This window comes from Sulfitobacter delicatus, assembly GCF_900102535.1.
GTDB lineage: Bacteria > Pseudomonadota > Alphaproteobacteria > Rhodobacterales > Rhodobacteraceae > Sulfitobacter > Sulfitobacter delicatus.
On the sequence record NZ_FNBP01000019.1, the window covers coordinates 1 to 22742 of the forward strand.

Consider the following 22742-nt stretch of genomic DNA (forward strand, 5'->3'; position numbering starts at 1 on the left):
AATGGGACAAGGCGGTCACCAAGCTGGTCAAGGACCGGGATGCGCTGCTGACCTTCTACGACTATCCGGCGGAACACTGGAAGCACATCCGGACGTCAAACCCGATCGAGAGCACCTTCGCCACCGTCCGGCACCGCACGAAACGCACCAAAGGATGCCTCAGCCGCACGACCGGGTTGGCCATGGCCTTCAAGCTAATGATGTCAGCGCAGAAGAGATGGCGCAAACTCGATGGACAGAACCGTCTGCCCGAGATCATCCAAGGGGTTGAGTTCCGCGATGGGATCAGCCAGCTTCAAACTGCCGCCTGATCAGGCATCACCAACTTTTGCCCATATCTCCACTGAGCACTGTGTCTGAGGCTTCTACAACGGTCTGAGGGAAGCGAGATCTGGTGATGCGCAACTACCTGCATTTTTGTTCGCCAACCCGCTTATACCGATCAGTATAAAGTCTCCGGAGCGAGACCTCCCACGCCATGATGCCCACTTAGCGCCTACAGGATGATTACAGAGAGGCTACAATACCCCTCCCTTACTTGTCAGGCACCGCCCCTTGTTCTGGATCAGGATGCAGGGTGCCTATGATGCTTGGCATGCTTCCCGCGAAGTTGATGTTTCGGCTATTCCAACATTGAGCACTGCGTCTGGGGCTTCTGCAACGGCCTGAAAAAATCGGAGGCTGGTGACGCGCAGCCACCTGCATTTTGTGCGCCAACCCCGCTTATACCGATCGGTATAAAGCCTCCGGGGCGTGGCCTCCCTCAGCTACTGGGAGCCTACAGCATGGCTGCAGTATGCCTACAGGCGCCTACAGAATGGCCACAGTAGGCCTACAAGATGGCTACAGTTGGGCCACACCAAATGAGCTACTCGTTGCATCTTCTGACCCGATGCTCATGATCTAAGGCGGGACGAACTTCTTGATAGCTTCGTCCAAGGCTGCTGACAAAGGTCACAAAGAATGCTTCCCGGCTCAGCATGCCGGGAAGCATCGTTGATCTAACGACCATCGCCCGTGCGGGTTTAGTCAGCACTGGCGGTCTGGGGCTTCCCATCGGAGCCATAGTAGACGATCTCGACGTCCTTACGGAGATCCTCTTCCACGTCAGAGAACGCCTCTTGGCGCAGCTGCTGTTCGATCTGAGCACGCACAGCCTCAAATGGCGGAATCTCTTGTTCGCTGTTGGCTTTGATCTCTTCATACTTCGCCTCAACAGACTCGTCTGTGACGCGGTCGCCCAACTCGCGTTGGAGCCAGACTTGAATCATCGCATCTTTCTCGTTTGCTGAGCGTGCTTCTTCCACCAGCGCGACGACTTCTGAGTCCTCGTTTAGCTTGTCGGCCAAGGCAGCCTTATAGATCAGCTCTTTTGCGATCAGCTGGTTTACCGCCATGGGCACCAGCAACTCTGGTGGCTGCTGCCGAAGTTGAGGGGGAAGCGCTGAGATCGCTCCGGAAACATCCGAGCGGTTAATGTCCTCGTCTCCCACACGAACAACCAGCAAGCCGCCTTCAGCTTCTGCAGCCTTCGAGGTATCGGCTGCGGCGTTTTCGCCTGAGGTCTTACTCGTTTCTTTGGCCTCACTTTGTGTGGTTTGGGTTTGAGTGTCTGATGTGTCGCTATTCGAATCCTGGGCATACAGCGGTGCCGCGACCAAAGACACGACGAGCGCAGTGGTAGTGGTCAGCTGTGTCGTCAATGGCATGTCGTTTGCTCCTTTCGTTGCAATAAGTGCTGACAAAACGGCCAACGTTTCTTGTTGTTCCGTTTTGCAAAAGGAAGGCGGGGATAAGGCGGATTTATTGCCTTCGCGCCGCCGTGATTTGGAACATCGCCATCGCCCATTTGTTTTTTAGGTGACGCAACTGAAATGAAGGAGGTTCAAGCTATGAAACGCATGACAGTTTCCGCCCTGGCACTCACCATTGCGACCGCAGGCGCCGCAGCAGCCGAAACGCATCTCAGTGATCAAAAGACTTATAGCGGCATCGTTTCCTCTGATGTCTCGCAAAATATGCTGCGGGCTGAGGCGATGATCGACGCAGAAATCTATACGCTTGAAAGAGAGTATGATGAAAACGAGTGGGTCGATACTGACTATTACGGCTCTGTTGGCACCGAGTGGGAAGAGATCGGTGAAATAGACGATATTGTTGTCTCTCGCGATGGCCGCATCGTGGGCCTAGTCGCAGAGATTGGTGGCTGGCTTGATATCGGGGACGAAGATGTAATCATCGATATGAATGATGTCAGGATCGTAGGAGACGACTTGGGTGATGTGGCTTTTGTAACCCGCCTGAACGAAGAGCAGCTCGAGTCTCGTCAGGAAGTCGACGACGCTTGGGGCTGGTAATGACCCGCTCCCAATAGAGTCCGCTAACTTGGGGTAGCTCTGAACCGATTGTTGGTCGCAGAGCGAAAAGCCTGCCGTAGATACTTCTTCCCTGCGGCAGGTTATTTTTTTCTTTGTCATAAGCGTTTGCGACAGGGTGACGCTTGAACAGAAGTCCTCGTGTTAAGTGCATTTGATTTTTATAGAACGAGAGGAGGTTCGTCGTGCCAGCATATTTGATTTCTTACTCAACGGCGACTGAGCAGACCAGAGCGGACCTTGACGAATTCATGGACGTCTTGGGAGCTGTGCCACTGGGCGAGTGTCTATGCGGGCTGGAGATGAATCTCGGACTTGACGCCTTTCGCGATTGGTTGACCAGTCAGCTAGAAGAATGTGATGCTTTGGTTGTCATAGAACTGCGCCCTCGTTTCAAACAGTCCAGTCAGAACCTTTCACGTGAAGCTGTGGCTTGGCTGGAGGAAATGCTGAAGCCACGAGCGGTATAAAAGGTCTTCTGGTGGACTTATCCACAGAAGGCCGAGCGAGTATTTAATATATGTTATAGACGTTGCCTTATAGGTTGATACCGTTCCGAGTGTTTGAGTACTTTTGACTCAGTACTGGATTAAGGAGGGCGTTATATGTTGCCAAAAGGTGATAGCGACAGAAGCCTATTTGTCCGCATTACTGAAAGTTGGAAGTTTTCCCATTGGGCTGGGGCGATAACTGTGGCGGGGCTATGGGTGATTGCAGTCTATGAAATGGTCTCCTATCTGCTCGGCAACTGAGACGGCACAGCTGCCCAATTTTACATCAAGTATCTTGCTGTTCATTCTGTCTCGTTTATCTTCGCCCAATGGCCTCCGATGAGCAGAACAACCCAGTTCCAAAACGTAAGATACGGGAGCGTAGGGCTGAAATCGGACAAGTGCGCGAGCGCTTGGCGTTTGGCATGGCTATGGTGGCGCTATGGGCGCTTGGCCTTTGTTCGTCTTGACCCACTGACCGCCATTTACTGGCCGGTTCATCGCGTCCTTTAGCAACAGACGCGAACTCTGCAAGACGTCTCATCTCCGACAAAGCCGGTTCGAGAGCACGCCGGTAAAGCGGGTTAGCTCTGGCCACCGCCCGTACCCTCACAGGACCTCCCCTGCGGTCAGTGGTAGGCCGATGAGGGGTAGCTTTCCCGACATTGGCCACGCTGACGCTTCGCCTACTGGAAGATTACAAGACGGCCACAGAAGGCCTACACGATGACCACAAAACAACTATGGGGCGGGTGCCCTTGCTCCCTGAAATTTAGAAATTTCTGGGGTGACTTACGAACCATATGCTGTGATTTGCAATGCTGGACCTTTGAATCTGTATAGTCGAAGCACCAGCGCTAAACCCCTCAGGTCAAGCCAAGATGTTCGGTTAAAACTGGGACCAGTTCATTCGCAGAACAGGGCGCGCCAGAATTCAACATATGATGCCCTAGGTGCCTTTCCGGGATAGAAAAATACTGAACCCCAATGCTCTTTAGAGGGTCGACGTCAATGCATATTGATACATATATGGGCGCATATCTGGAATAGAGGTTGATATGTTTACGAAAAGTGACCTGAAGGAACTGTCCCGCAAAGAACTCGAGAGGCTTTTGTCTGATGTGGAAAAGGCATTGCAGGCGGCTCGAAGCCGGGATCAGAGAGAAGCAAGAAAGGCTGCTAAAAAGGCGGCCGCAGAGTTTGGATTCTCTCTGGGGGAAATTTCAGAAACGCAACCCTCAGCTCCTGCGAAAAAGCGAGCTAAGGTCAAGAAAAGTTCGAAGCCTTCAAAACCAATGTATGCTAATCCCGACGATAAGGAACAGACTTGGACAGGTAAGGGCCGACAGCCGAATTGGTTCCGTAGTCAGGTCGAGAGCGGCACTACGCCCGATGCTATGCGTATTTGACCGGTGGAAACCTAGAATTTCAACTATTTCGAGACTGGAGAGTACCTAGGGCATCCGGGAACGAGACTGATGGTTAGCTGCGCATTTCAAATGCGCAGCTATCTGCGCTTCGCCAATCTCATTTATGCCGATCGGTATAAGGCCTTGGGAGAGAAGTCCCCCAGCATGATGCACACAGGGGGCTACAGAATGACCACCGTTGACCTACAGAGCGCCTACAAGATGACCACAGTAGGCCCCCACAGGATGGCTTCAAATGGGCCACAGTTTGAGCTACTCCCCATTTGTTGGACAGGATCTGGCGTAGTTTAAGCTACTCTTTGCACTTGCTGATCGGGGTTGGTTGTTTCAATTCTCTGCCAATAGACCACAGCAGGTGGTTTGCCGCCAAGGGCAGAATGCGGGCGCTTGTGGTTGTAAAACTCGATCCATTTTCTGACGCCATCTCTGGCCTCTGACCCGGTTTCCCAGGCATGCAGGTAGACGCATTCATACTTCAGTGACCGCCACAGCCGTTCGACAAAGATATTGTCGAGGAAGCGGCCCTTGCCGTCCATTGAGATGCGCACGTTTGCGCTCCGCAACCTGTTCGTCCAAGCGAAAGACGTGAACTGGCTGCCCTGGTCCGTGTTCATTATGTCTGGCGGGCCGAACTTGTGGATCGCCTCATTCAGCGCATCAACGCAAAAGCCAGCCTCCAACGTGTTCGAGATGCGCCACGCCAGAACCTTGCGCGTGTGCCAATCCATGATGGCCACCAGATAAAGGAAGCCGCGCAGCATCGGTAGATATGTGATGTCGGCGCACCAAACTTGATTTGACCGATCCACGCGTAGCCCCCGCAGCAGGTAGGGGTAAATCTTGTGACCCCGCCTTGCTCGTGTTGGGATTCTGGTAGATCGGCATGAGACCCATCAACCGCATAAGGCGTCTGATGCGCTTTTCGTTCACCAGATGCTGTTCATTGCGCAGGTGCCACGTCATTTGGCGCACACCGTAAAACGGGGTTTCCAAGAACTGCTTATCGATGACGCGCATCAGATCGAGGTTCAGCTCGCTCTCACCCTTGGGTTCATAGTAAAATGACGACCGCGAGATCGACAGCAGGGAACATTGCTTGCCAACGGACAGACCCGGAATGTTCGGCTCAATCATCTTGCACCTCACTTGCCGATCCAGGGTTTGAGCTTTCTGGCCAAAAAATCGTTGGCGACGGCCAACTCCCCAATCTTGGCATGCAGGTCTTTGACCTGCTCTTCATCGACTTCCGGTGCCTTCCGGCTACCTCGCTCGAACACACCAGACGCGCCCTCAAGCAATGCACGTTTCCATTGATGGATCATCGTCGGGTGAACCCCAAACCGACTGGCCAGCTCGCTGACAGTCTCTTCGCCTTTCAGCGCTTCCAACGCCACCTTGGCTTTGGATTCTGGGTGATGTTGCTTCCGTTTCGACATTCCTGATCTCCCTCGTGTTGAAGATCAGCAAACTACAAATCGCAGCTTACGTCAGTGTCCGATGTTCGGGGGGTAGCTCAGTTATAGACCTGTGGTCATTGGAATGGAGGGCCATGGGCCCACACAGTCATTGAATACCGAGTGCCGCTTGTAACCGCCGTTACCTGATGAAGCGTAAAGCTGGGGAAGATACTGACACACCCCTGCGCGCGTTCGGCGGTGAGGATTTTTGTGCCAGGCATAATCTCCAGATTGCCGCCTTCGTAAGTTTCAGGATCACTCAGTTGTAGCACTAAGGTCAGCTTCCGCCTTGCGGCAGTTGGACTGCTGCCGATATCAGAGTGCCAGGAAAAATGCCCGCCGACTGATGCCTTGTAGATTGCCACTTGTGGGCTTTCGGAAAACTCGCGCAGATCAAATCCAAACCGGTCTTTGTTTGCCTGCCGAACGAGGTCAATCAGACGCTCCATGACCCATTCCATGCCAGCCACCTCATCAATCCAAACGAGCTCTGAGTTGCGATGGCTGTAGTCTCTCTTTTGGCCGATTAGGCGAGCCTCATCTGTCGGTGCATCGAAGAGAGCCTTAAGGATCACCTCACATTCGCCGTTGGTAAACGCATTCGGGATTGAATGGAGCGTAAACATTTGCTCTGTCCTTTTGATCAGTGAAGTAGCCCCAGCTACGCTTCTGCGTTTCTAAGCCGCATGTTGCGATTTTTGTTGCTTCAAGATAGCCCCAAAATCTGCGCCCAAGGCCAGCCGACCGAGCATCGATGGAACCCTGGTTTTTGGTTTGAGAAGACATCTTCGAGCAGAAGCTCTCGATACCGATGAGCTTACTCCCCCCGAAACCAGGCGGGTAAGCTCTGCGGCTGCAGATTGCTGAATTTTCGAAGATGAAAAGGTTCACCGCTTATAATGTAGAGATTTTACTAGTTGTATCATCTACTGGCCTGTAGACGACGTCCATAACTCGTGAACACTGTTGAAGCGATAGTACCCGGGGCGTTCTGAGACACCCTGATCTTACTGTGCTTCGGTCGAGGTTGGCGGAATAAGGATTGAATCCGTGTGGCAAGAAGTCTGGGCGACCATCGTCAGAGAAATTTTCCGATATTCCAGACTTGTCGACCATGACTCGTATAACGCTGCGTTTGGTGTTGGCGGCGTTTCTGGGCGGGCTGCTTGGTTATGAACGAGAACTCAAGGCTCGAAGCGCCGGGGTACGCACCCATATGTTGGTGGCTGTTGGTGCGGCGCTCTTCGTGATCGGCCCATTGCTGAGTGGCATGCCCACTCCAGACATGTCTCGGGTACTGCAGGGTATCATCCAGGGCATTGGTTTTTTGGGCGCAGGAGCGATCATTATTCGCGCAGCAGAACAAAAGGTCCAAGGTTTGACGACTGCTGCAAACATTTGGGCGACAGCCGGGATTGGTATCGTTGCAGGGCTTGGTCTGGAGGCGACTGCGGTCCTCGCGACGGTGATCGTGCTGATCATCCTAGCCGTTATCCCGCGCATCCTACCGTCTTCGGTCAGACCCAACGGGGCTCAAGAATGACATAGCCCTGATGGATTCGAATTCTCCACGCGCTGTGGCTTATTTCTTCAAACGGGCTGTGCTCACCAAGATGCGCATTTGATTTTGTTTGTGTAGGATATTCTCAGTGCATGATGGTTTCAGCTCCGGCAGCAACAGACAGCGCGACGAGAACCGTCAGGACTATCGAGGCCAGCCCTAAGCCGAGCCCCGCGATCACAACCAGCCCATCTCGTTCAACAAAGCCAATGCCAGTGATGAACAGGGAGATAGCAGGAAACCATCCACTCAGCGGCAACGGCACGAACAAGGCTAAAGCGATGCATAAGAGAACCAACCCAACCAGTCTCTCTACCTTAGGCTCGAATACAATTTGCAGACGGGGCCGGGTCAGGCGCTCAAGTCGCCGCGAAATCGGCCGCAGACGCAGCACCGTGTTTCTCAGAGCGGAACGGGACAGTGACCGTTTGGCAATCCAAGGCGGCAGCCAAATATAAGAACGCCCGAGCACCAGTTGAACACTAAAGAACACCAAGGGGATGGCCGTTACAAGCGTGGCACCAGGAGGCAGCGGCAACAGGTTAATTAGGGATGAGAGCAGAATGGCCCAACCGAATGACCGCTCCCCCAACCGTTCTAAGAGATGACCAAGGGGGATCGCGTTGCGCTGGCGCTCACTCCGAAGCACGCAAAGCAAATTGAACGATAGAGAACGACTTTTGACGGTCCTCTGCCTTTTCGACAGTGGATAACTGGAGTTGGTTGTCACAATGCTCCTAAGCCCCGATAGGGAGGAGTTAAGAGCAGTGTCTCTCGGGTCGTCGTCATTGGCCTGCCTTTAACTTGAGGGCCAAATCTGCCCGGCGCGTTCATTAGCAGGTCCCTTTGGAAACCGCCCTGTTCCACTCTTGTAGGGAGCTGGATGCAACTCTATTTGGGGATGAACCTGAAGGAACCAAGAGCCTATGCAATATTCTTACGAACTGAGGCCGCATGGGCATTGATTTGATCTACATCGCAGCTGGCCTCGTTTTGCTCTTCGCCGGGGGTGAAGGGCTTGTACGCGGCAGCGTTGCGATTGCCGAACGAGCTGGGCTCTCCAAAATGGTTATCGGCTTGACGATCGTGGGGTTCGGCACCTCAGCACCAGAACTGCTGGTCTCCTTGAAGGCCGCTTTTAGCGGATCCCCCGAGATTGCTTTGGGCAACGTGGTAGGGAGCAATATCGCCAATATCCTACTCATCATCGGGGCTGGCGCCCTAATCATGCCGATTGCTGGATGGGATCGATCAGCTGTTCGGGAAGCTCTGGTAGCGGCCCTTGTTGCCTTCGCGCTGTATGGTCTGCTTAAAGGAGCGTTCTTGGACCGGCTCGAGGGCGCTCTTTTGCTGGCGGTTCTAGCTGTCTATCTCGGCGCGACGTTCTGGATGGAGAAGCGTAGCCGGGACACTCAGATGTTTGAGCATGAAACCGAAGGGTTTGAGGGCCCCGGCATCACCAGAACGAGTGTAGCCGCCATCTTTGTTGTAGGCGGCATCCTCGCGCTCGTGGTGGGTGCTAACTTGCTGGTGTCCGGGGCCGGGTCGATCGCGAAAGCGTTCGGGGTTTCCGATGCTGTGATTGGCCTGTCGCTCGTAGCCATCGGCACCTCCCTGCCGGAACTGGCCACCTCCATCTCAGCGGCCCTCAAGAAGCAGTCTGACGTTGTCATCGGCAATGTGATCGGAAGCAATATTTTCAATGTTTTGGCGATCCTCGGGATCACATCCGCGATTGTTCCGATCGAAGTGAGTGAACGGTTTCAGGGGTTTGATATGGTGTTCATGCTGCTCCTGTCCTGCGGTCTGGCGGTGATTTTGTTTGCAGTCAAGCGGATCGGGCGAGTAGCTGGTTTCCTGTTCATAGCGGGCTATGCGGTTTACATTGGATACCTGTTCCAAAGCGGCGCGATCAGCTAGTCTCTCTGAGCATTACTACCTTTGGGCGCGAGTAGGGGATTGCTCAAATCAGGCCTTTAGACGGCCGGTTAATTGCATTCGGTGCTCACCATGGACTCATCTGGCACCTGCGTGTTGCAGTAGAACCCGGCGTCAAGGTCAGTGTCGATGAGAATGGCATCTTCGAAAACGGCAGCTTTGAGAACCGTGTTCTCGAATGTCACATTGATGAGCGTGGCGCCGGTGAAACTGGCGCCCGTCAGATTGGCAGAGTCAAAGGAAACATTCTCAAGGGTTGCATGATCAAACAGCGAAAGATTGAGGCCTGCTTCAGAGAAGTCCACGTCCCGAAGCTCTGCTCCGGTTAGGTCTATCCCGGTCAACTTCCAACCCGTAAGGTCCAGCTGTTCGAAGGTACATCCAGGACATTTTCCGAGCATACGCAATTGCTCCTCCTCATCCGGTTCCTGCCCGATTGCGGAAGTACCAAAGAGAGAAACGACGGTCAGAAGCACGCCAAGGCGGCTCGTCGGAAACGCAGGATTTTTCAAGTAGTACCACCTGACCCTATAAGGCCGTTTTAAAAGTCAAAAAGCTCACTCAAAAAGCCTTCACGGCGCTTCTTCTTATAGGGCCTGCTATGGTCGCGATCTTGCCCCGAGGTGTGCAAGTAGGCGCCCTCAGGAGGGGCGGATTGGGGACTAGACCGTTCAATAATCTTGTCCAGTTCGCCTCGGTCCAACCAGACCCCACGACACTGGGGGCAGTAGTCGATCTCCACCCCAGAGCGGTCTGTCATCACAAGTTGGGTTCCGTCGATTGGGCACTGCATCGGTTAAGCCTCCTTCGTTCTTGGGTTAATTGGGCACCCGCGATGCAAACTGCAACCACTTCAAATTTATTATCGCCAGAACCGCTGTGCGTTTGATCGGTTGGATCTGAGTCAGCACCGCCAAGATTTTTTGTAAACTCTGCAAGTTAAGGATTAGTGCTCTAAGCGCTTTGGGGGATCCGATAGGGTATCGGCCTCGGGCTTACTAATTCTCGCCAAGCATCACGCCCCCAAGCTGCTCCTTGTCGTAAGTTCGCTTTAGAGAGGCAGAGGCAAGGGGTAGTCGGAAAGGTCTACAATGTGGTACCTTTTGCCATTCTGAATGGACTTGTCCATGTTGGGAATTCGCCTAGGCGGCTGAAAGATGAAACCCGAAAGACTCCTGTTAAAATGAGTAGCTAAACGCCACGTAAATAGCATAGCACCAAAGAACCGCCATGGATGGTATCACGCCCCAGACAAAGAGCCGTCGGTGTCTTAGCTGTTCGCGCTTCTCTTCTTTGTCTAGTTCATCCTGATGCATTGTGTTCTCCGCGAGGCGGCAGATAGCATGTATGGCGCCTGGTGAAAAACGGTAGTTGCCTCAACAACCAGTCAACATTTGGGTGGTGGCACTTCCATTACATAGTTCGATCTCGGCCTCTTTCCTTTCACGCATGGCTATTCTGCCACTGCAAATGCTGGCCACTATCGGTGCAGATGAGCTGCCCTGTGACAGTAGGCGCGTCCATGAGGTAGCCTAAAGCAGCGGTGATATCGGCAGGATTTACACCCCGTTCTAGTACCGTATCACGACGTTCCTGCGCAAAGACTTCGGCCGTCTGGTGCTGCCCTTGGAGGGTTGGTCCCGGGCCAATACCGTTCACGCGGATTGCCGGAGCCAGCGCCTGAGCCGTCGTGCGGGTCATGGCCCAAAGACCCATCTTGGCGATCGTGTAACTCATAAACTCTGGCGTTGGGCTGTGTACGCGTTGGTCAATCATATTGACAATCAGCCCAGTGGCGTGAGGCTCACCCCTCTTGTCCGGCGTGGCAAGCAGCCCCTGTCTGGCCATTGTCTGCGTTAGTACGAAAGGTGCGCGCAGGTTGCTGCCAATATGGCGGTCCCAGCTCTCACTTGAGGCATTGTGGATGTCGTCGGCTTCAAAAATAGAGGCGTTGTTTACGAGACAGGTGATGGGGCCCCCAAGAGACGCCGCCGCGCGAGGTAGCAATGCTTGTGTCTCAGCCTCATCTAGTAAGTCTGCTTGCAGAAGAACCGCTCGGCGACCGAGCGCCGTGATCTCCCCCGCAGTATCTGAAGCACCCGCATGTGAAGTAGCATAATGCACAGCCACATCAAAACCCCGCTCAGCGAGGTACAGCGCCATAGCGCGGCCCAAACGTTTCCCCGCTCCGGTCACCAGTGCACGTGGCATGAAGCTCCTCCTCAAATTGTGATTGTAAACGGATAAAGCATATAAGCCGCGCTTAGCGCCACCCCTGCAAAGACCTGGCAATGGCGCGCTCCTTATACGACAAAGAGCGTACCGTCCGGCGTCTTTTAGAGGACCTTCAGTGAGCGATTACCCGACGTGGAAAAGTGTGCTAAAAAGCTTCGGGTCGATGCTCCGCGTGGCGAAGGTGTCGCCTTGGGTTAGCACGCTAATCGCATCATGGCTGTGTAGGCTTCCCTGATGGCTGGCAACAATGCGGAAATCTCCGATCCGCTCATCGGCTGAAAGCTGTGCACAAAAGAGCCGTGCAGCATCTTCGACGAAGATTGGATTGGCGGCGTTTAATTCGGCGAAGGCCTGTTCGTCCTCGCGTTTAACCATGACTTGGGTCTCCGTGGGAACGGCGCGACGACAGATCTCTATAAGGTCTTCGAACCAAAGGCAATCCGCTGAGTCTATGGTTTCAACGGAGATGCGTGCGACAGAGCGCTGCGAATGCGGCGTGGCAAGTTGGCCACGAGTCTGACGCGCGTGCTCGCTTAACTCCAGGGAACAAGGGCACGTGCTAGAATAAACATAGTCGAGGTGCACGATCTTCCTACGCTGACCGCCCTGTTCACAAAGCTCAAGCGAGATATCATAATATTGATAGCCCGTGAGCCCCGAGCGCAGGCTTTCGATCTTCATCGGAAAAGAGAAGCGCATCTGGATACGGGCATCGAGACTTTCTAGATCGGCTTTGTAGTCGTCGAGCGCCGCTTCAATCACCTCAAAGCTAAAAGTCGCCTCGGCATGGCGATAGAAGCTGCGCATGATCCGGGACATATTGATGCCTTTCTTCTCAGCATCCAGCGAAACTGAGCCAGTGACCGAGGTTTGCAGCCGTAGATCGCTGCCCTCACGGCTGCGGTAGCGGATTGGTAAACGGAAGTTTGAAATGCCAACATGCTGAATTAACTGCTGCGCCCCTCGTATCAGGCTAGAAGGGCCATTTTGCAGATCGGGTAAAGTGGCGACGTAATTGGCACTGGCGCTGAAGTTTTCCGGGTAGGTGCGGGTGAGCGCTGGATAAGTTGCCCCGTTCAGCAGAGGCTCCATAGAAGGATCTAGCGCATTCAGCTCCGCTGCGGTCGCATGGTTGGACCAGGCGCGCAAGGTGGCGAGGGCGGCCTTAACTGCATCCTCGTCCGGTGCTTCAGACATCTCTGTTACGGCATTCATTGCGCTCTCCTTCATCCAAACTCCGTGAACGTAAAGCGTTTAAGAGGGGCGCGCTACTGCTACGGGCGAAGAATACAAGGGATGCCCTTGTCCCGCACGTGGCAGCCCGAATTGACTTTTTGATCGCGCTCCAAGAAACAGGGCAATTAACCACAACATCCGGGGCTCAGATGCCAATTTCGAAGATCAACGGAAAGCTTCTGCACTTTGTTCATATTCCCAAGACAGGTGGTTCTAGCATCACAAGCTATCTCAGGGCGAAGGGGCCCGTAGCTCTTTACAGCCGAGAGCAGCTAGAATGGTCAAAATCCACCCCACAACACGTGGAGGCTGCAACACAACGCGTGCTATTGCCCGAAGGGTTTTGTGACCATAGATTTTATATTTTGCGCGACCCGTTCGAGCGCCTACTGAGCGAGTATCGATACCGAGCAACAAGGAGGAACCCAGCCAATGATCTTCCCAACCAAATTTCGCCCGACGTCAAAATAACGGTAGAACTCGATTGGGATAAAGAGTTCTACGGCACATTCGATGAGTGGGTTCGGAAAGTTTTTTCAGGTCAAGCTATCGATCCGTATCTATGTGATAATCATATCCGGCCGCAGAATGAGTTTGCACACCCCAATTCGAAAATATTTCTTTTTGAAGACGGGCTTGAGCAGGTTCTTGATTGGGTCGATCAAGTCACGCAGACCGAAAGAATTACGGTGCCGTTAGATCGCAATAGTAGTTCTAAATTCTCGATCCAGATGCGGGACGATACACGAAAATTGATTTTCAGCTTTTACCAAGAAGATTATTTGATGATCGAACGGATTAAGGACGCCCGAACTCTAGAGCTGGAAAAGCCTCGCTAAGTTGCCGCGCTAACTGGTGCAGGGCGATATTGGGTTTCGACACGCGGGCTAAACTCTGAAAGTAAGTTCAGCTCGATCCAAAAGGTCGACCCCCTTCCTTCAACTGAGTTGAAACCAATATCTCCGTCCAACAGGTCAATAAGTTGCTTTGTAATGCTCAGGCCCAGGCCACTACTCTTGTTATCCCCTGTGGTGCCTGGGTTGATCTGGTGAAAGGGTGTGAAAATTGCACTTTGCCTGTCTGCTGGGATGCCTATGCCGTGATCGGTGACCTCAATACGCGCTGTTTGCCCGTCCCTTTTTAAACAAATTTCCACCACATCGCCTGCGGAGGTGAACTTTGCGGCATTAGAAATGAGGTTGACGACAATCTGGTTGACGCGTGCGCTATCGGTGAGAACTACCATCTCCTCATTTGGCGTAGACAGCTGATATCTGACCCCAAGCTGTTCAGCGTAAGAATGGCAGCCTTCCACCGCGCTAATGACAATGCGGTTAAGGTCCTCGGGCACTCGCTGTACAGACACCTTACCTTCGCTCAGTGCTTGAGCATCCAGAATATCATTCACCAGCGCCAAAAGACGGTCTCCGTTCCGCGAGGCGACATCTAGCAGCTTGTGTGCAGTTGCGTCCTTCATCGTGCCGTCTAAACGACGCTTTAATAGGGTTAATCCTCCGATGATAGACGTGAGTGGCGTTCGCAGTTCATGACTGATAACGCTCATGAAGTTCATCTTCATACGCGCCGCCGATTGCGCCTCAGTTGCGAGAATGCTCATCTCGCTTTCTGTCTTTCTGGAGGCTCTAAGTTCAATTACGAGCTCAAGTATGAAGATGCCTAGAAGGCACAAGATTGTAAGGGAAAGATAAACTACAGTGTGAGAATAGGACAGCAGCTCGGCTCTGAATTCTGTTTCCGCCTTAGTTGTCGCCTGCGCGAGGGACACTAGAAAATCCTTAATGGAACCGTTGAAACCATTTAGCGAAAGGACAAGATCCTCCGCAATAGACCGGCCTACTTCTTCATTTATGTTATTCGAATTAAGCCGTTTAATTGCAGGCTCTAAGCTTTGAAACTCTGCTTCGAGCTCTGCGAGGATGCTGGCGTCGACGGGAAAGGAACCAATAATCTGCGAAAGCTTGCCCTCTTGAAGCACGTTAATCCGGCTCCACGCAATATCAAACCGCAACGCCACATCGTTGGCCGATCCGTAGCCGAGCGCAAATTGGCTCAGATCACTCTTAAGTTGCAGAAGCTCAGCCTGCAAATGCGAGGCCACCCACACAGGATCATTTTGTTCAGCGGTTCGGAGGCTCCGGACACCTTGGTCCAAGTCATGGACAACGTTAATAGCAAAACCGACTGCTCCAATAAACAGCAGCAGAAGTAACCCCCGTAGAAATTTTACACGACGAATTACTCGACCGAGATGGACTTCAGTTGCCATACTAATCTGCCGTTATAAATATCGCTTTGCAGCTCTGGGTGCTCATCCATTGGGTAGATGACCCATATGGGCCCCTTCTCACGAACCGGCATCGTCTTCCCATTGCGAAGAACTGCTAGAACTACGCTGTAGTTGAAGGCATCCGAAGCCGGTATGTCAGAAGAAAAACCGTTAAGTGCGACCATCTTTAAGGTCGCGTCTTGGGAAATATCCAGCTTTTCAAGAAGGAGCCTTAAACTCGGACCCTGGAAAGTTGTAACGTCGTCGACGTAGTCATTTAACGTCACGACGGTAGTTTGCGGCATCCCGAGCAATTCTTCCTGCGTGAAGCTTGTCGTGCTCTTGGGCGTGGTGATGGTTAGAATGTCCTCGGCGCTGAGCAGCGTAGGTGCTCCGAACGACATCACTACTAGGATCACGCAAGAAATCTTCTGAAACAGCATTTTTGCTCCTGCAACAACTTTTAGTTAGATCCGTATAGGCTCATTTAATGTCATTTTTTTGGCAGTATGGAGCGTTTCTCAACTAATCGCCTGCGACCAGATAGAACGGTTGGCGAAGCAGTCTTCTGCGCTAGTTGACGGAGAGGGCACAAGAAAGGGTGCTTCACGGGGCTTTTCGGCTGGCGTAAATTCATTGTGAAGGACAGCCGGGGAGCGTGATAAGAAACTCAGCACCAGTCCCTTCTCCACAGGCTTGGATTGATAGCTCACCGCCCATTTTTCGGATTGCTTGGCGGGAAATAGTCAGCCCGAGCCCGACACCCTGTTGAGCCCTCGTATCAGATGGGTCTTGTTGCCAAAAAGGCTGAAATACCTTCTCGTAATTACTCTCTGGAATACCGGGGCCTGAATCTTTTACGCGGATAGTGAGCTGGCGAGTATCCCTCGTCACTATGACGCATGCCTCACTATTTTCAGGCGAAAATTTGGCAGCATTTGAGAGCAGGTGCCTAAGCGTTTTATCCAACAGAACCGGATCGCATTCCCAATGAAGCTCGCTTTCCTCTGAAATTAAGCTGGCCGAAACCTTATGTTGATCCATCAGGGGCTGGCTCTTCAACAAGGCTGTTGTTATGATATCGACGATATTTGCTTCAGTTAGGTTTAGCGAAAAGATTCCGCCTGACACCTGTTCAAAATCAAGTAAATCTTCCAAAGCTGTGCGTAATCTGTCCCCACCACGCTTTGCTATTTTTACAAGTTTCTGTACCTTCTCTATCGATCCGTGGGAGCAAGCCAGATCAAGCATATCCAAGGCTCCTACGATTGCCGTCACAGGAGTGCGCAGTTCATGGGCAATAATGGACATGAATTCGTTCCTGAGAAAATCCAATTTTTTGCTTTCAGTGATGTCTAGAACCTGGGCTATGTAGTGCAAGGGCTGGCCACTCTCACTCCGCACGAGGACCACGCAGAGATGCCCCCACACCACCTCTCCAGCAGGACGGACATACCTTTTTTCGATTTCGAATGCATCATCTTCACCATCTAAGAGTTTTTTGGCGCACGACATGCATTTTTCCAAATCGTCTTCGTGGGTTATGGACTGAAAATCAGTACATTTCAGTTCCTCTTCCGAATACCCAAGAAAGGCAGCCATCGCAGAATTTGTCGCCAACCACTTACCCTCCAGAGAAGCTAGCGCGGTGCCTATTGGGGCATTGTTCATCAGCGATCTGAATTGTCCTTCGCTACCTTGCAGTGCTAGCTCGGCGCGTTTTCTGTCTGTAATGTCTCGTTGCGTCCCGACCAAGTTGAGCGCATTCCCCTCAGCATCCCACTCAGTTGCTTCAGCATCGGTACGCATCCAGAGCCAGTCCTGCCCATCGCGTGAACGTAGCCGATATTCCACTGCCACGCGCGGAGTTCGGCCTTTTACGTAATCAGCCAATGCGCAGTCAATAACCGTCTTGTCGTCAGGATGGATCCTCCGCCGCCATTCAGTTTGAAAATCGACGTCTTCGGATGAACTGACATCCATGAGCTCACGCCAAGTCGTTGATACCTTCGAAGTGTCCGAAGCCAGATCAAGTTCAAACACAGCTGTACGAGCAGCTGCCAAAGCCGTTTCCATAGTCTCTACTTTTAAGGCATGCGTCGTTATATTGACCGGATCATCTTGGTTTGATGGCATGTCGGTCGGATAACTTTCAGGAGAGGTGATGTGAGTGTTTCTCTTCAAAATGCCACCTTACTTCTGGGAGTATACTGTCGGCCTCTACCAACAGTTCGCATTGCCTACTTAATCAACTTCTAGGCATGAGGGAAGAAAGCTGCGGATACTCAATTTTGCTAAATATTTGTCAGAAACATGGCGTTTTCGCGCGAGGAATGCCTCTCGCTGTACCGGCCAAAACTTTGCTCGCAGGGAGATCGGCACGGTACTGGCGCCCGCTCCAGCTGTTGAGAGATACATATTCTTCACGTCTCATAGCGGCGATCCGCCGCCATTGGATGTCGGGGCGAGGCTGTCTCTACCGACGTGGAATGCAGCGATGATCTGCTGATATTTTTAGCGGCGCTTACTCACTCCTCATCCCACAGCGTGGATCGATCAGCCATGCCTTCTTCTCGAACGAGGCCGGTCATAAATTCGACAGTTTCACCTGCAAGAGAGAGCATCTCAGAATGACTCGAAAGGTGGTTCACCATGAAAGTTCTGGCAGTTGATGATGACCCCATCATCTTGGAGATGATCGAGGCTACCTTCAGACAATCCAGATCGCCAAAGATTAGTCTCACTGTTTTGTCTTCTGGACCAGCTGCACTGGAACTTCTGGCTACCTCAGACCAACTGTTTGACTGCATCTTTCTCGATATCGAAATGCCGGAAATGGATGGGATTACCCTGTGTAGCCATATCAGAGCGCAGGAGGGCTATCGCTACACCCCGGTGATCATGCTCACCCAACGAACTGAGACGGCTTCAATCGAGCGCGCATTCATGGCGGGCGCAACAGACTATGTCACCAAACCCTTTGATCCCAAGGTTCTTAGATCTAGGCTGCGTGTAGCGAAGCGGATGATGCAGGGTTCGAGTTTGGCTCCTCGTTTGAGCCTTTCTGAACTGCATCATGGGGGGCGCCCCGGGCAGCACAATTTTGCATTTGGGGAACCTTTGCACATTGAGGATGTCCATCAGCTGGTTTTGCCATTTCCGTTAGGAAATTACCTGTTGCAGCTTGCACAGGCTGACTTGGGTGACTGCCACGTTTTCGCCGCGACGATCGAGGATTCGGAAAGACTCTATGCCCAAGGCAGCACCCGGGAATATGGTGTCGCGATCGCTGCCACCGTCGCGGCAATTGCCAATGTGGTCAATCTACCTCAGTTGCTGATGGCCCATAACGGTCATGGTACCTTGTTATGTGTCGTAGCAAGCGTTCAGCTGCCCAAATGGCCTCAGCTCGAAAAGATGATTCAGGACGAAGTCGATACCATGGAGTTACAGCATGACAACGAAACCTGGATGGATTTATCCGTGTCTATCGGCAGACCAATTCGACCGAACGCCAGTCAATATCAGAGAGTTAAGCGAACTTTTTCCCGCGCCATTCAACGTGTGGTGAGACGCCAGAAAGCCCTTTCTGATACGCCGCCTCCTGAGATTCCCCCTGTCTCGGCAGCCCATTGAATGCGAGGCCGTGTTACTAAGATGGTTGTCGAAATATTACGCCAGTCTCCACAGCCTTCTGGAGAGGGTATAGGTTTATGAAAATCCTCTTAGTGGACGATGATCCCCTTATCCTTGAGCTTGTGCCCCTTATGGCGGCGAAGCTTGGGTATGACAATATAACCGCCGTGTCTTCAGCGGAGCAAGCATGGCATCTGCTGAACAACGGCAATGTGATATACGATTGTTTGTTATTCGACATCGTCATGCCGGGCATGGATGGTGTGGAGCTTTGCGGCCTGACTCGAACGATCGCCTCGTATCGTAAGACGCCCATTATTATGCTGACCCTGATGGCTGGGCAGGATTACATCGACCGCGCATTCAAAGCGGGTGCTACAGATTATGTAACAAAGCCAATTGGGGTAGTTGAGCTCGGGGCACGGTTGCGTATGGCCACCGAAGTTGTCACGGCTCGCCAGAACGTCTCCGCCGAAAATATTGCGCCTAGCAAACCGCCATTGAAGGCTACATACGCGCACCCATTCAACTTTACTTCCGAAATCGAAATCACCGGCTTTAAAAAGCTCGTTTCCTACGAAGCGCTAGGCAACTACCTGGCGCAATTGTCGAGGGCTGGATTAAGGGGCTCTCAGGTGATTGCTGTAACGATGGACCAAGGCGAGGGGGTTTACACGCGTGGCTCACCAGATGAATTTGACTACGCGGTTTATGAGACGGCAGACGCGATATGCGAAGCTTTAGAGACAAGTGACTTCCTCGCATCATATACAGGCAGCGGCATCTTCGTGGTCGTGGTGGCTCAAGGATCCAGTCCGCCTCTTCGTGATATAGAGCGGGAAATCCAGTACCTTTTGGATGAAAAGGATCTCGAATATGATGACGGCAGCCCCTTAGATATTACTGTCTCAGTGGGTAGCCCCGTCATCCCCAGCCTAAACAACGCACAGTCTGCCATAAGAACGTGCGATCGCGCTATCGCCCGAGCCCAGCACCGCAGGGAGCGAAAAAATGAAGTTTCGCGCCCTGTAAACATTCGTATCGTAGGGCGGTAACAAATTTTTGCCCTAAACAGGCAGGTTTCAGCCTAAATGAATTACATTTATAAGCGCGAACTCGCTTCCGCATCTCAATAAATTTGAAGAGCTGTAGATCTGATATTGTGCGCTCTACGGAGGCTTACTAATTGGCAGTTACTTGCATTTGCATGCTTATCAGAGCGTTTGAGCGAATGCCCTTCTGTCCGAAAGCCCCCTCATGAATTACGATCATCTAGCTCTATCAGAGTTCGGCATACCTCTGTCTGATTTCGACATCCGGTTCGATAAAATCACCCATCTGGCTTCGCGCCTTCTAAGCACACCGGTTTCATTGCTCACTGTCATCGACGATACAGCTGATCTCCAGCTTCTAAAGTCGGCAGTAGGTGTCCCGGATGAGCTGCGCCAGAATCGTGCAACACCGCTAAGTCATTCTTTCTGCAAGTATGTACGGGATAGCGGAGCACCGTTGTCTTTAACTGATGCTCGGGCCGACCCAATCCATATGCATAACCCCGCAATAGAAGCTTTTGGGGTCGTTAGCTATCTTGGCGTTCCGTTTCACGGCGAGCGCGGTGAGCCAATGGGTGCACTATGCTGCATGGATATACGCCCTCGAGAATGGACCGATCAAGACGTTGAGATACTGATGCATCTGGCTTCCATCGCGGATGATCAGTTCCAGTTGGCCTCTGCCGTCAGGGATCGTGCAAGAGCTAAACTTTTGGCAGAGCGCGCTGCCCTCGCCCGAAGCAGCTTCTTGTCTCATGCAAATCACGAAGTACGTACCCCTCTAAGCGCTATTTCGGGGGCCGCACGCCTTCTTAGTGCCGCTTCAACAGACACAAAAACGCGTAGTCTGGTAGAGGTGATTGATCGAAATACGTTGCGCCTTCGCGCTCTCACAGAAGACTTAATTCGTATTGCTGAGTTGGATACGGCCACCGCTTCTATAGAGGCGGAGTCTGTTGACCTTATTGATCTGATCAAGGATATTTTCGCAAAATATGAGGGTGCGGCCCAATCCAAAGGCTTAAAGTTGGTCCTCAGTACCGAGGCTATAAATAGCCTAACTTTCTTGTTCGATGCTGCCGTCCTCACCAACGTAATAGATCGTCTCGTATCTAATGCGATCAAATTCACTGCGATAGGCGAAGTCCGGATAACGGTAGAAGAAACATCACCAGACGCCTTTGTAATCATTCGCATAAGCGATACCGGTGCAGGTATTGGTTCTAATCTTCAAGGTAAGCTATTTGAAGAATTTGAAGGGCATGATCCCCGAACCGCTCGTGAAGGAGGTGGAACCGGGTTGGGAATGAACATCGTGAAGCGTGAGATTGAGCTACTAGGAGGCACTATATCTCTATCTAGTCAGCTCGGCGAAGGGACCCAATTCGAGGTTTGCCTGCCAACAGCCAGAAGCTCGGGAAATGATACCTATCGGGCAAACGAGCCACAGAGCAACTCTGGGCACCTCACTTGTCTGGAATGCGGAGTGAAACTCAGTCTTCTGCGACGTCATCTCAAGCACGAACACGGCATATCCCCTGAAGTGTATCGGGCTAAGTGGGGGCTACCAGAAGATTTTGAGCTATCGAGCGCCGCCTATAGAGTGATGCGGGCGGTAGCTAAGCGCGACAAATGAAATGCGCCAAAATCACTAGTTTTTGTCGTCTTTTTTCATAATCAACCTGTATGTACTAAAAAAGCGCCAAAAACATGGTGACAGAATAAGAGTAGGATATGCACGCGTTTCGACCGCAGATCAGAAGCACGATCTACAGGTGGACGCACTCGAGGCGACTGGATGCGATGAGATCGTTCAGGAAGTGATGTCTGGTGCCAAGGCGCTGGCCAAACGAGATGCCCTCCTCTCTCGACTAGAGGCTGGCGATGAACTGGTCGTATGGCGGTTGGATCGCTTGGGAAGGTCGACACTGGATATTTTGGAACAGCTCCAAGATCTTCAACGTCGGAAAATACGATTCCGAACACTCGAGGGTGACACCAGCACGCCGATGGGAAGAGCGATGCTCACGATTATGGCTAGCTTGGCTGAACTCGAACGCGAAACGCTCAGAGAACGAGTGAAGAGTGGCTTGGAGGCTGCACGGCGCAGAGGTGCCGAGCTCGGCCGTCGTAGATCACTGAACTATTCACAGCGCGAGCAGATCGTGGCCTGGCGCGAGGAGGGCCAGTCATGGAAGCAGATCCAGCAGTTGTTGGGAGGCCATAAAGCAATTTCGATTAGGACACTACAACGAGCAGTTCGGTCGCAGTAGTCTGCATGCTATAACTCAGAATATGAAATCTGATCTCACATCTAGCGAAAGAGCGCGCCGACATCTCAAAGAGATTGCTGATGAGGCTGGGCTAATGCTCTCAGCTACTGAGGCGGCGGATCTTCTCGAGATCACGCAACAGGCGCTAGATGAACGTCGCAGGGCCGCTTTGATCCTTGGAGTACGTGTAGGCGAAAAATGGCGGTATCCTGCACTTCAGTTCAGAAACGGACGTCCTTTACCCCGCCTCGATGAGGTTTTGGCAGCACATCACGGTGTTAATGGTTGGGTGATTTTGGATTCCATCATGGCAAAGGACACCGCACTGGGTGACCGGTCAATCCTGATGCTCCTAGAAGAAGAAGACGACGAGCTGCTGGATCGGGTGATCCGTGAACTTGAGGATCAGTTTGCTCCCTAAAATTGTATTATAAAGGTAAGCGGCGGCTACGCGGCACTTGAGATCAGCTTAACGGCTGGAAATTCCACGGAAGAAGGTCGTCGATGCGATTGGCAGGATGACCTAACGCAATCGCTTCGAGGGTGGCTTTGAGGTATGCGAACGGTTCGACATCATTGACCTTCGCCGTGGCAATGAGAGATGCAATGCGGCCCCAGGCGCGACCACCTTCGTCGTGGCCGGCAAAAAGCACATTCTTTCGCGTCAGGGCAATTGGGCGGATTAGGTTCTCGACGGCATTGGAGTCGATCTCGACCCGACCGTCGTGCAGGAAGGTTTGCAGCCCGTTCCATTGACGATGGATATAGGTC

At 52.4% G+C, this 22742-nt stretch carries 22 protein-coding genes and 1 pseudogene; 11 read left to right on the forward strand and 12 right to left on the reverse strand.

Going from position 1 to position 22742, the window contains the following annotated elements; genetic code table 11:
- Positions 1-311 (forward strand): transposase (locus BLS57_RS18750; protein ID WP_208597612.1); only part of this gene is annotated, 311 nt, incomplete at its 5' end.
- Positions 312-1025: 714 nt separating this feature from the next.
- On the opposite strand, the gene BLS57_RS18755 is transcribed toward BLS57_RS18750, so the two are convergent.
- The gene (locus BLS57_RS18755) at positions 1026-1709 is read right to left on the reverse strand and encodes a SurA N-terminal domain-containing protein (protein WP_093744158.1); all 684 of its coding nucleotides are present in this window, start codon (positions 1707-1709) and stop codon (positions 1026-1028) included.
- Positions 1710-1892: 183 nt separating this feature from the next.
- Here BLS57_RS18755 and BLS57_RS18760 point away from each other — a divergent pair, with 183 nt between their 5' ends.
- Both BLS57_RS18760 and BLS57_RS18770 read left to right on the forward strand, forming a co-directional pair.
- Entirely contained in the window at positions 1893-2357 is a 465-nt protein-coding gene (locus BLS57_RS18760) for a PRC-barrel domain-containing protein (RefSeq protein ID WP_167356473.1), read from the forward strand.
- 1567 nt (positions 2358-3924) lie between these two features.
- Positions 3925-4275, forward strand: coding sequence for an H-NS histone family protein (locus tag BLS57_RS18770; protein ID WP_093744161.1), 351 nt, complete (start codon positions 3925-3927; stop codon positions 4273-4275).
- A 308-nt stretch (positions 4276-4583) separates the two neighbouring features.
- Here the strand turns inward: BLS57_RS18770 and BLS57_RS18775 are convergent.
- Both BLS57_RS18775 and BLS57_RS18780 read right to left on the reverse strand, forming a co-directional pair.
- Positions 4584-5732 (reverse strand): annotated as a pseudogene (locus tag BLS57_RS18775) (IS3 family transposase).
- A gap of 95 nt (positions 5733-5827) precedes the next feature.
- Positions 5828-6379 (reverse strand): 2OG-Fe(II) oxygenase, encoded by a 552-nt coding sequence (locus BLS57_RS18780; protein WP_093744162.1) that lies wholly within the window; start codon positions 6377-6379, stop codon positions 5828-5830.
- Between the two features lie 488 nt (positions 6380-6867).
- Here BLS57_RS18780 and BLS57_RS18785 point away from each other — a divergent pair, with 488 nt between their 5' ends.
- On the forward strand, positions 6868-7296 hold the full coding sequence (locus BLS57_RS18785; protein WP_093744163.1) for an MgtC/SapB family protein: 429 nt from the start codon (positions 6868-6870) through the stop codon (positions 7294-7296).
- Positions 7297-7399: 103 nt separating this feature from the next.
- Here the strand turns inward: BLS57_RS18785 and BLS57_RS18790 are convergent, their stop codons facing one another.
- Positions 7400-8044, reverse strand: coding sequence for an exopolysaccharide biosynthesis protein (locus tag BLS57_RS18790; RefSeq protein ID WP_244153735.1), 645 nt, complete (start codon positions 8042-8044; stop codon positions 7400-7402).
- A gap of 224 nt (positions 8045-8268) precedes the next feature.
- Here BLS57_RS18790 and BLS57_RS18795 point away from each other — a divergent pair, with 224 nt between their 5' ends.
- On the forward strand, positions 8269-9234 hold the full coding sequence (locus BLS57_RS18795; RefSeq protein ID WP_093744164.1) for a calcium/sodium antiporter: 966 nt from the start codon (positions 8269-8271) through the stop codon (positions 9232-9234).
- A gap of 68 nt (positions 9235-9302) precedes the next feature.
- Here BLS57_RS18795 and BLS57_RS18800 read toward each other — a convergent pair whose 3' ends face one another.
- The 4 genes from BLS57_RS18800 to folE2 all read right to left on the reverse strand — a co-directional run bounded on the left by BLS57_RS18800 (position 9303) and on the right by folE2 (position 12702).
- On the reverse strand, positions 9303-9764 hold the full coding sequence (locus BLS57_RS18800) for a pentapeptide repeat-containing protein (RefSeq protein WP_244153736.1): 462 nt from the start codon (positions 9762-9764) through the stop codon (positions 9303-9305).
- A gap of 29 nt (positions 9765-9793) precedes the next feature.
- Entirely contained in the window at positions 9794-10045 is a 252-nt protein-coding gene (locus tag BLS57_RS18805) for a TFIIB-type zinc ribbon-containing protein (RefSeq protein ID WP_093744166.1), read from the reverse strand.
- A 650-nt stretch (positions 10046-10695) separates the two neighbouring features.
- A complete protein-coding gene (locus BLS57_RS18810) occupies positions 10696-11463 on the reverse strand; it encodes an SDR family oxidoreductase (RefSeq protein ID WP_093744167.1) in 768 nt (255 codons plus the stop codon).
- A gap of 147 nt (positions 11464-11610) precedes the next feature.
- A complete protein-coding gene (folE2, locus tag BLS57_RS18815; RefSeq protein WP_093744168.1) occupies positions 11611-12702 on the reverse strand; it encodes a GTP cyclohydrolase FolE2 in 1092 nt (363 codons plus the stop codon).
- Positions 12703-12872: 170 nt separating this feature from the next.
- On the opposite strand from folE2, the gene BLS57_RS18820 reads away from it, so the two are divergent.
- Complete coding sequence (locus BLS57_RS18820) at positions 12873-13562, forward strand: sulfotransferase family 2 domain-containing protein (protein WP_093744169.1); 690 nt, start codon at positions 12873-12875, stop codon at positions 13560-13562.
- Here BLS57_RS18820 and BLS57_RS18825 read toward each other — a convergent pair.
- From BLS57_RS18825 to BLS57_RS18835, 3 genes are all read right to left on the reverse strand, one after another.
- Positions 13559-15010, reverse strand: a complete 1452-nt coding sequence (locus BLS57_RS18825) for a sensor histidine kinase (protein ID WP_093744170.1) — start codon at positions 15008-15010, stop codon at positions 13559-13561. The two genes, BLS57_RS18820 and BLS57_RS18825, sit on opposite strands and share 4 nt — an antisense overlap.
- Entirely contained in the window at positions 14980-15453 is a 474-nt protein-coding gene (locus BLS57_RS18830) for a putative pterin-binding protein (protein WP_093744171.1), read from the reverse strand. Before BLS57_RS18830 ends, BLS57_RS18825 begins: the two co-directional genes overlap by 31 nt.
- A 190-nt stretch (positions 15454-15643) precedes the next feature.
- A complete protein-coding gene (locus BLS57_RS18835) occupies positions 15644-17194 on the reverse strand; it encodes a PAS domain-containing sensor histidine kinase (RefSeq protein ID WP_139186672.1) in 1551 nt (516 codons plus the stop codon).
- A gap of 468 nt (positions 17195-17662) precedes the next feature.
- Here BLS57_RS18835 and BLS57_RS18840 point away from each other — a divergent pair, with 468 nt between their 5' ends.
- The 5 genes from BLS57_RS18840 to BLS57_RS18860 all read left to right on the forward strand — a co-directional run bounded on the left by BLS57_RS18840 (position 17663) and on the right by BLS57_RS18860 (position 22392).
- Entirely contained in the window at positions 17663-18646 is a 984-nt protein-coding gene (locus BLS57_RS18840) for a response regulator (RefSeq protein WP_093744173.1), read from the forward strand.
- A gap of 77 nt (positions 18647-18723) precedes the next feature.
- Positions 18724-19701, forward strand: a complete 978-nt coding sequence (locus tag BLS57_RS18845) for a response regulator (protein ID WP_093744174.1) — start codon at positions 18724-18726, stop codon at positions 19699-19701.
- Between the two features lie 202 nt (positions 19702-19903).
- The gene (locus tag BLS57_RS18850) at positions 19904-21334 is read left to right on the forward strand and encodes an ATP-binding protein (protein WP_093744175.1); all 1431 of its coding nucleotides are present in this window, start codon (positions 19904-19906) and stop codon (positions 21332-21334) included.
- Between the two features lie 22 nt (positions 21335-21356).
- A complete protein-coding gene (locus BLS57_RS18855) occupies positions 21357-21971 on the forward strand; it encodes a recombinase family protein (protein WP_093744176.1) in 615 nt (204 codons plus the stop codon).
- A gap of 22 nt (positions 21972-21993) precedes the next feature.
- A complete protein-coding gene (locus BLS57_RS18860; RefSeq protein WP_139186673.1) occupies positions 21994-22392 on the forward strand; it encodes a hypothetical protein in 399 nt (132 codons plus the stop codon).
- 43 nt (positions 22393-22435) lie between these two features.
- On the opposite strand, the gene BLS57_RS18865 is transcribed toward BLS57_RS18860, so the two are convergent.
- On the reverse strand, positions 22436-22742 hold a 307-nt coding region (locus tag BLS57_RS18865; protein ID WP_139186674.1), incomplete at its 5' end, for a transposase domain-containing protein.